Annotated in this window: 2 tRNA genes and 2 rRNA genes; all 4 read left to right on the forward strand. The window is 49.9% G+C overall.

The features are described from left to right. Positions 1-187: ribosomal RNA gene (locus HNR52_RS12220) — 16S ribosomal RNA — on the forward strand; the annotation flags it as partial. 278 nt (positions 188-465) lie between these two features. Further along, a tRNA-Ala gene (locus HNR52_RS12225) sits at positions 466-541 on the forward strand. A gap of 1 nt (position 542) precedes the next feature. Continuing rightward, positions 543-619 (forward strand) — tRNA-Ile (locus tag HNR52_RS12230). Between the two features lie 67 nt (positions 620-686). After that, positions 687-1,217: ribosomal RNA gene (locus HNR52_RS12235) — 23S ribosomal RNA — on the forward strand; the annotation flags it as partial.

Consider the following 1,217-nt stretch of genomic DNA (forward strand, 5'->3'; position numbering starts at 1 on the left):
GATCAGCATGCCGCGGTGAATACGTTCCCGGGCCTTGTACACACCGCCCGTCACACCACGAGAGTTTACAACACCCGAAGTCAGTGACCTAACCGCAAGGAAGGAGCTGCCGAAGGTGGGGTAAATGATTGGGGTGAAGTCGTAACAAGGTAGCCGTATCGGAAGGTGCGGCTGGATCACCTCCTTTCTAAGGAGCAATCCTACAATAAAGAAAAGAAAGAGTATTTATTTTAAGAGCGAACATATAGCGGAGTGTTCGTAAATGTGTCCGATGAATGAAGCGAGTGAAGCGTGCGAGCGTGAAGGACCACGCGAGAGGCACTACGACAGGACGTCGTTAAGTGCCGTTAGCGAAACGAGCGAAAAGAATCGAAGACACATAGAACACGGAGCCTATGTGAGCGATAAAATAAATACGATATCTCACTGTTCAGTTTTGAGGGTTTAAGCCCTCAACATGGTCATGGGGGTGTAGCTCAGTTGGGAGAGCACCTGCCTTGCAAGCAGGGGGTCAGGAGTTCGAATCTCCTCATCTCCACCATGGGCTTATAGCTCAGGTGGTCAGAGCGCACGCCTGATAAGCGTGAGGTCGATGGTTCGAGTCCATCTAAGCCCACCATGATAAGTGAACCTTGAAAACTGCACAATGCAAATATGGGTAACGAAGAAAAAACGAGGAAACAATAGGTCAAGTTAGAAAGGGCGTATGGTGGATGCCCAGGCACTTAGAGCCGAAGAAGGACGCAGCAAGCGGCGAAACGCTCCGGGGAGTCGCAAGCAGACGCAGATCCGGAGATCTCCGAATGGGGAAACCCGCTTAAGGTAATACTTAAGCATCCCATGGTGAACACATAGCCATGAGGAAGGGACACCGCGTGAACTGAAACATCTAAGTAGCGCGAGGAAAAGAAAGAAAAAGTCGATTTCCTGAGTAGTGGCGAGCGAAAAGGAAGGAGCCCAAACCCGGCACTCAATTAGAATTGTTAAAAAAGCAAAAATAGAGAAATAGCAGTTCTAATTGAGTGCCGGGGGTTTAGGACCACAAGAAGGTATAAAAAGCGAAGCCGAACAGACCTGGGAAGGCAGGCCAAAGAAGGTGAAAGCCCTGTAGGCGAAAGCTTTAAATACCGAGTGGGATCCAGAGTACCACAGGATAGGCAACCCGGTGGGAAGACGGGAGGACCATCTCCCAAGGCTAAATACTCCTAAGTGACCGA

The sequence above is a fragment of the Thermoanaerobacterium thermosulfurigenes genome, assembly GCF_051201035.1.
GTDB lineage: Bacteria > Bacillota > Thermoanaerobacteria > Thermoanaerobacterales > Thermoanaerobacteraceae > Thermoanaerobacterium > Thermoanaerobacterium thermosulfurigenes.